Source organism: Kribbella sp. NPDC026596 (assembly GCF_040638415.1).
Classification (GTDB): Bacteria; Actinomycetota; Actinomycetes; order Propionibacteriales; family Kribbellaceae; genus Kribbella.
In genome coordinates this window covers 63073-70200 of record NZ_JBEZYF010000045.1, presented here as the reverse complement: position 1 = coordinate 70200, position 7128 = coordinate 63073, and the positions used below count along the sequence as shown (strand labels likewise).

The following is a 7128-nucleotide window of genomic DNA, read 5'->3' as shown; positions in this document are numbered from 1 at the left end:
AATCCACGGCCGAAAGTAACCGCCGGGCGGGGGCGTCTTCGCCCCGGCCCGGACCCGTCAGGGACAATGGGTTGCGATGACGCTGACTGAGCAAGTGCCGGGGACTACTGAGCCTGATGACCTGTACGACGCGTTCGCGCGGTGGGCGGGTGAGCAGGGGATCTCGTTGTATCCGGCGCAGGAAGAGGCGTTGATCGAGGTCATGACGGGATCGAACGTGATCCTGTCGACGCCGACCGGGTCCGGGAAGAGCCTGGTCGCCACTGGCGCGCACTTCGCCGCGCTCGCGAACGGGCAGCGGACGTTCTACACCGCGCCGATCAAGGCGCTGGTGTCGGAGAAGTTCTTTGCGCTGTGTGATGTGTTCGGGGCGGACAAGGTCGGCATGCTGACCGGCGACGCGTCGGTGAACGCGGGCGCGCCGATCATCTGCTGCACGGCCGAGGTGCTGGCCAACGTCTCGCTGCGCGAGGGTGCGGCCGCCGACGTCGGCCAGGTGGTGATGGACGAGTTCCACTTCTACTCCGAGCCCGACCGCGGCTGGGCGTGGCAGGTTCCGCTGCTGGAGCTGCCGAACGCCCAGTTCGTGCTGATGTCCGCGACCCTCGGTGATGTCGAGCGGTTCAAGATCGACCTGTCGCGGCGGACCGGCCGCCCGACCGCGATCGTCGCGTCGGGCGAGCGTCCGGTGCCGCTGATCTACAAGTACGTCACCACCGCGCTGCACGAGACGCTCGAAGAACTCCTCACGACCCATCAGGCTCCGGTGTACGTCGTCCACTTCACCCAGGCCGCCGCCCTCGAGCGCGCCCAGGCGCTGATGAGTATCAACGTCTCCTCGAAGGAGGAGAAGGATAAGCTCAACGAGCTGATCGGCAACTTCCGGTTCAGCAAGGGCTTCGGCCGGACCCTGCAGCGGCTGGTCAAGCACGGCATCGGTGTCCACCACGCCGGCATGCTGCCGAAGTACCGCCGGCTCGTCGAGCAGCTCGCCCAGGCCGGTCTGCTCAAGGTCATCTGCGGCACCGACACCCTGGGTGTCGGCATCAACGTCCCGATCAGGACCGTCGTACTGACGGCGTTGAGCAAGTACGACGGGCGCCGGCAGCGGATCCTGAAGGCGCGGGAGTTCCACCAGATCGCGGGCCGGGCCGGACGGGCCGGGTACGACACGTCGGGAACGGTCGTCGTCCAGGCGCCGGATCACGTGGTCGAGAACGTGAAGGCGCTGGCCAAGGCCGGCGACGATCCGAAGAAGCAGCGCAAGGTGCAGCGGAAGAAGCCGCCGGAGGGGTTCGTCACCTGGGGCGAGGACACGTTCGACCGGCTGGTCGCGGCCGAGCCGGAGACGCTGCAATCGCGGATGCGGGTCAGCCACGCGATGCTGCTCAACGTCATCGCCCGCGACGGCAACGCGTTCGAGAGCATGCGGCACCTGCTCCGCGACAACCACGAGGACGCCAAGGTCCAGGTCCGGCTGATCCGGCGCGCGATCCAGATCTACCGGACGCTCCTCACGGCCGGTGTGGTCGAGCGGCTGGACGAACCCGACGAGAACGGCCGGACCCTGCGGCTGACCGTCGACCTGCAGAAGGACTTCAGCCTCAACCAGCCGCTGTCGACGTTCGCGCTGGCCGCGCTGGACCTGCTCGATCCGGCCGATCCGTCGTACGCGCTCGACGTGGTGTCGATCGTCGAGGCGACGCTGGAGGATCCGCGGGCGGTGCTGTGGGCGCAGGAGCACCATGCCCGGGGCGAGGCCGTGAACGCGATGAAGGCCGAGGGCATCGAGTACGACGAGCGGATGGAACTGCTCGAGGACGTCACCTGGCCGAAACCGCTCAACGAGTTGCTCGAGGCAACGTTCGAGATGTACCGGCAGACCCATCCGTGGATCGCGGACACCGGGCTGTCGCCGAAGGCCGTGGTCCGGGACATGTTCGAGCGGGCGATGACGTTCGGTGAGTTCATCGGGTTCTACGGGCTCGCGCGCTCGGAGGGCGTCGTACTGCGCTACCTGAGCGACACGTACAAGGCGCTGCGGCAGACCGTGCCGCCGGACAAGGTGAACGAGGACCTCACCGACCTGATCGAGTGGCTCGGCGAAGTGGTCCGGCAGACCGACTCCAGCCTGCTCGACGAGTGGGAGGAGCTGACCAACCCCACCGACGAGCCGGAGGCCGAGGTCACGCCGACCGGTCCGCGCCGGATCACCTTGAACACCAGGGCTTTCCGGGTCCTCGTCCGCAACGCGATGTTCCGCCGCGTCGAGCTCCTCGCCCTGCACCGCTGGGCCGAGCTGGGCCTGCTCGACAGCGAGTCAGGCTGGGACGCCGCCCGCTGGGCCGAGGCGGCTACGGCGTACTACGCCGAGCACGACGTGGTCGGCACCGGCCCGGCGGCCCGTGGTCCGGCGTTGTTCCTGATCGAGGAACACCCTGGGTACTGGGAAGTCCAGCAGATCATCGACGACCCTGAAGGCAACCACGACTGGCGCATCTCCGCCTCCGTCGACCTCGCCGCCTCCGACGAAGCCGGCGACCTGGTGATGGAGTTGGCCTCCTTCAAACCGTTGTAAGCACACGGGGTGAGCGGCCAGTCGCCGGCGTTCAGGCGGCTGTGGTGACCGGGGTCTCCAGGGTTCTGACTTCTCGGACGAGCATCGGCAGCGCGGACAACGCGATGCCCGCGGTTCCGACGGCGACGGCCGCGGTGGTGCCGAATGTGCTGCCGAGTACGCCGCCTAGCGCCGCGCCAATCGGGAGAACGCCGAAGGTGAAGGTGCGGTAGGCGCCGTTGCTCCGGGCAAGGGCTGTGCGGGGGATCAGCAGTTGGCGGATCGTCACCGACAGCACGTTCGCGCTGCCGAGACCGATGCCGGCCAGGAACTGGATCGCTCCGAGAAGTACGCCGTACTGCAGGCCGCGGCCGGGGATGAACGCCAGCAGCAGCGGCAGTCCGGTGGACAGGATGAGCGAGGCGGCGAAGGCACGTCCGTAGCCGAGTCGTTTGGCCAGGCGGAGGCCGAGCATCGCGCCGACGAAGGCGCCGGCGCCACCCGCGCTGAGGGCAATGCCGTACCGCCGGCGGAGAGGCCGCGTTCCTTGACGGCGAGAACGACGAGGTTGACGACGAGGATCTGAGCGGAGGCGTTGTACAGCGCCGCGTGCGCGGTCAGCGATCGGAGGAACGGGCTGACCTTGATCTGGCGCACGCCCTCCCACAGCCCCGGACGTTCGTCGGTCTCTTGGGGTGGTGACTCCGGACGTCGCGCGGACGCGATGCCTGTCGCACTGGCCAGGTAGGAAATCGCGTCGACCAGGAGTGCGATCGCCGGGCCGAGGAGTTGCACGAGGAGGCCGGACAGGCCGGGGCCGCCGACCTGGGCTGCCGTCGACGAGCCCTGCAATGCACGGTTCGCGGCCGGTAGGTCGTGCTCCGGGACGAAGCCCGGGAGGTAGGCGAACGACGCGATGTCGAACACCACGCTCGACCTGGAGATGGAGCGGGACGTCCTGACGAAGCCCGCGGACCTGAGCGCGTTCTGTGCCGACCACCGACTGCCCGACTTGCGGTTCGATCGGGCTGACCTCGACGAGGTGCTGATGCTCCGTGAGGCCATCCGCGACGTCTGCCAGGCTCACGCCGGTGTCGACGTACCGGCCGCGTCCCTGGCGGTTCTCGACCGACTGCTGGCCAAGGCGCCGCTGAACCTAGCGTTGTCAGCGGACGGAGCGCGACGATCCGGCCGGCCCACGGGCTGCGCAACGTGCAGGCCCTGGTCGCCCGGCTGGCCGCAGTCATCAGCGCGTCCGTCGTGGCCGGCAACTGGCCACGACTCAAGGCATGCGCCGCCGACACCTGCCGCTGGGTGTACTACGACCGCAGCCCGGCAGGCCGCAGCCGCTGGTGCACGATGTCCCTCTGCGGCTCCCGAAACAAGATGCGGAAATACCGCGCCCGTGGCTAGGGCCAGTCGACGTCGACCTCAGCCGGGGCCTCGTAGTCGACCCCAGGTACGTCGAAGCCGTACAGGCGGCGTACTTCGGCGAAGAACCACGCCGTATCCGCGACGTCCGCGATGTTGTCCTGCGTCGCGGAATCCCACTGGGCGCGGACGGCGTTCTGGGTCTCGTCGTTCAGTTCCCAGCGGTCGAGGCGAATCCGGCCTTCGTCATCCAGGTCCAGGGGAGTCGCGCCGGTGAGTTGGTCCCAGAGCGCGATCGACTGCTGGACCGGGGTCTGCAAGCCGTCGCCCAGGACCTTGTGGAGAAGGCTGACGTAGAGGCCGATACCGGGAATCGCCGACGATGCTTGGGTGACGGCGGCGCCGTTCACCGAGGTCATCGCCTGGACGCCGTCCTTGCTCAAAGTCAGTGCGGTGTGCTCGAGGTCGGCCTTCGCGGCGCCGATCGAGCCCTGGCGGTAGATCGGTCCGGTGAGCTCGGAGCCGATGTAGGTGAGCGCGACGGTGTTGAAGCCGGGCTTCAGCAGATCGCGCACCTCGAGGGCCGAGATCCAGCGGGACCAGTCCTCGCCGCCCATCACCTTGATCGTCTGGGCGATCTCGTCGTCGGTGGCGACCTCGATCCCGACCTCCTGGAGGATCGGTTCACCGTCGTCGAACGCGAGGCTCTTGGTCGTGTGCGCGGCGCCGATCGCCTTGATCGCCGACTGGTAGGTCTCGCCGTTCCGGGGATCGACTCGACGTGGTGCGGCGACGCTGTAGATCAGATGGTCGATCCCACCCCACCGCTCGGCGATCAACTCGAGGACCTCGGTCTTCGTGGAGTCCGCGAAGGCGTCCGCGTTCACGAACCGGAAGTCCCGGCCGAGCTCGGCCGCGAGCGCGGCGGTCTCCGCCGTCCGGTACCAGCCGGCCGTCGCGGTCCGGCGGGGCGTAGGTGCCTTCTCGAAGCACACACCGATCCCGTCGATCCCGTAGCGCGCCAGACCCGCGATCGTCGTGGCCAGTCCATAGCCCGAACTGGACCCGATCACCAGCGCGGTCCGGCGTTCCGGCGCGCGACGCTCGACTTGGCCGGCCACGTCGCGGACCACTTGCGCACAACCGGCTGGATGCGAGTCCAGGAACAGGAATCCACGGCCCACGGGCTTGACCACACGCTCACTCATGCCGACGACCCTAACCCGCCGAATCGGCTAACCAGGGCGGAGTGCCGGAAGAATGCGCCGAAAAGGCGGGTCAGTTCCAGTACAGTTCCGCGTCGTCCGGCTCGACGGTGACATCCGCGCCGAGGCGGCGTAGGTTGCCGGCGAAGTCGGTGTAGCCGCGGTGCACGTGGTGCGCCGCGGACACGAGCGTCTCGCCCTCGGCCGCGAGCCCGGCGAGCACCAGCGCCGCGCCGGCCCGGATGTCGCTGGCCACGACCGGAGCACCGGAAAGCCGCGGAACCCCGCGGACCACGGCGTGATGACCGTCGGTCTGGATCTGTGCCCCGAGTCGAGTCAGCTCCTGCGCGAACGTGAAGCGCCCCTCGAAGAGGTTCTCCGTCACCATCGCAGCGCCGTCACTCACCGCGTTCAGCGCGATCACGAAGGCCTGCAGATCGGTCGCGAAGCCGGGGTAGGGGAGCGTCACCACGTCCACCGGCTTCGGCCGGTCGTGCATCCGGACCCGGAAACCGGACGTCAGCACGCTGATCTCCGCGCCGGCCTTGTGCAGCTTGTCCAGCGGCAGCTCGAGGTGCTCGGCATGGCCGTTCGTGATCGTGACGTCGCCCTTGGTGATCGCCGCCGCGAACGCCCAGCTGCCGGACACGATCCGGTCCGGAACCACGGTGTGGTCGACGGGCCGGAGCAGACCGTCCACACCGGTCACCTCGATCCGGGGCGAGCCGGCGCCGTCGATCTGGGCGCCCATCTCGACCAGCATCGCGGCGATGTCCTGGATCTCCGGCTCCCGCGCGGCGTTCTCGATGATCGTCGTACCGCGGGCCATCACCGCGGCCATCATGATCGTCTCGGTCGCACCGACGCTCGGGAAGTCCAGCCAGACCTCGGCGCCGTGCAGGCCCTGCGGTGCCTCGGCGATCACGAAACCGTGCTCGATGTGCACCTTCGCGCCCATCGACTCCAGGCCGGCGACGTGCATGTTCAGCCCGCGGGAGCCGATGTTGTCGCCGCCCGGCAGCGCGACCTCCGCCTGACCGCAGCGGGCCAGCAGCGGTCCGAGCACCGAGATCGATGCCCGCAGCTTGCGCACCAACTCGTAGTCGCACTGGTGCCCGATCTCATGCGGTACGGCGATGGTCGCGATCTGATCGTCCGCGTTCACCTTCACCGAGCACCCGAGGGTGTCCAGCAATTGGGCCATGAAGGTGACGTCGAGGATCCCCGGTACGCCGCGCAGTGTCGTCGGACCCTCCGCCAGCAGGGCAGCCGCCATCAGCTTGAGCACACTGTTCTTCGCCCCGGCGACTTCGACGGCTCCTTCGAGCCTGGCCTCACCTGCGATCCGAAACCGTTCCACCGGTCGACTGTAGCGTTTGACGGTAGCGGGCTATGCGTAGAGTCCTCGCATGGCAGTGAACTTGACGCGGATCTACACGCGCACCGGTGACGCCGGCGAGACCCGCCTGGGCGACAACTCGACGACCTCGAAGACCGATCCGCGGCTGGCGGCCTACGGCGAGGTGGACGAGGCGAACTCGGCCATCGGTGTCGCGATCGCGGCCGGACACCTGAACAGCACGTTGGTGGTGCTGCTGACCCGGATCCAGAACGACCTCTTCGACGTCGGCGCCGATCTGTGCAACCCGATCACGCCGAATCCGGAGTATCCGCCGCTGCGCATCACCCAGGAGTACATCGACCGGCTCGAGGGCTGGTGCGACGACTACAACGGGCGGCTGACGAAGCTCCGCTCGTTCATCCTGCCCGGCGGCACCGAGGGCGCCGCCTACCTGAACGTCGCCCGCGCTGTGGTCCGCCGGGCCGAGCGGGCCGGCTGGACCGCCGTCGAAGCGCACGGCCCGTCGGTCAACCTGCTCGCCATCACGTACCTGAACCGCCTGTCCGACCTGCTTTTCATCCTCGGCCGCGTCGCCAACCTCTCCTCCGGCGGCGATGTCCTCTGGATCCCCGGCGGCGAACGGACGCCCTAGT

6 protein-coding genes and 2 pseudogenes are annotated in these 7128 nt (G+C 68.5%); 4 read left to right on the top strand and 4 right to left on the bottom strand.

Annotation, left to right across the window (positions count from 1 at the left end):
- Positions 1–76: 76 nt before the first annotated feature.
- Positions 77–2578 (top strand): DUF3516 domain-containing protein, encoded by a 2502-nt coding sequence (locus AB0E63_RS30695; protein WP_360374011.1) that lies wholly within the window; start codon positions 77–79, stop codon positions 2576–2578.
- A 31-nt stretch (positions 2579–2609) separates the two neighbouring features.
- Here AB0E63_RS30695 and AB0E63_RS30690 read toward each other — a convergent pair whose 3' ends face one another.
- Together AB0E63_RS30690 and AB0E63_RS30685 are read right to left on the bottom strand one after the other, a co-directional pair.
- Positions 2610–3224 carry an MFS transporter gene (locus AB0E63_RS30690; RefSeq protein ID WP_360374009.1) on the bottom strand — a complete coding sequence of 205 codons (615 nt, stop codon included), beginning with the start codon at positions 3222–3224 and terminating at the stop codon, positions 2610–2612.
- Positions 3116–3484: pseudogene (locus tag AB0E63_RS30685) on the bottom strand (MFS transporter); the annotation flags it as partial. The gene AB0E63_RS30690 and the pseudogene AB0E63_RS30685, both read right to left, overlap by 109 nt.
- On the opposite strand from AB0E63_RS30685, the pseudogene AB0E63_RS30680 reads away from it, so the two are divergent.
- Both AB0E63_RS30680 and AB0E63_RS30675 read left to right on the top strand, forming a co-directional pair.
- Positions 3474–3746 (top strand): annotated as a pseudogene (locus AB0E63_RS30680) (ABATE domain-containing protein); the annotation flags it as partial. The pseudogenes AB0E63_RS30685 and AB0E63_RS30680 sit on opposite strands and share 11 nt — an antisense overlap.
- A gap of 23 nt (positions 3747–3769) precedes the next feature.
- The gene (locus AB0E63_RS30675) at positions 3770–3970 is read left to right on the top strand and encodes a CGNR zinc finger domain-containing protein (RefSeq protein WP_360374007.1); all 201 of its coding nucleotides are present in this window, start codon (positions 3770–3772) and stop codon (positions 3968–3970) included.
- On the opposite strand, the gene fabV is transcribed toward AB0E63_RS30675, so the two are convergent.
- Together fabV and murA are read right to left on the bottom strand one after the other, a co-directional pair.
- Positions 3967–5136, bottom strand: a complete 1170-nt coding sequence (gene fabV / locus AB0E63_RS30670) for an enoyl-[acyl-carrier-protein] reductase FabV (RefSeq protein WP_360374005.1) — start codon at positions 5134–5136, stop codon at positions 3967–3969. The genes AB0E63_RS30675 and fabV overlap by 4 nt on opposite strands.
- 70 nt (positions 5137–5206) lie before the next feature.
- Positions 5207–6493, bottom strand: coding sequence for a UDP-N-acetylglucosamine 1-carboxyvinyltransferase (gene murA, locus AB0E63_RS30665; protein ID WP_360374003.1), 1287 nt, complete (start codon positions 6491–6493; stop codon positions 5207–5209).
- 49 nt (positions 6494–6542) lie between these two features.
- Between murA and AB0E63_RS30660 the strand changes: the two genes are divergently transcribed.
- Entirely contained in the window at positions 6543–7127 is a 585-nt protein-coding gene (locus AB0E63_RS30660) for a cob(I)yrinic acid a,c-diamide adenosyltransferase (RefSeq protein WP_360374001.1), read from the top strand.
- Position 7128 lies beyond the last annotated feature (1 nt).

Bases quoted from the DNA above. Each gene is read 5' to 3' on its own strand.
- AB0E63_RS30695 (WP_360374011.1), top strand. From the start codon at position 77: ATGACGCTGACTGAGCAAGTGCCGGGGACTACTGAGCCTGATGACCTG.
- AB0E63_RS30660 (WP_360374001.1), top strand. From the start codon at position 6,543: ATGGCAGTGAACTTGACGCGGATCTACACGCGCACCGGTGACGCCGGC.
- fabV (WP_360374005.1), bottom strand. From the start codon at position 5,136: ATGAGTGAGCGTGTGGTCAAGCCCGTGGGCCGTGGATTCCTGTTCCTG.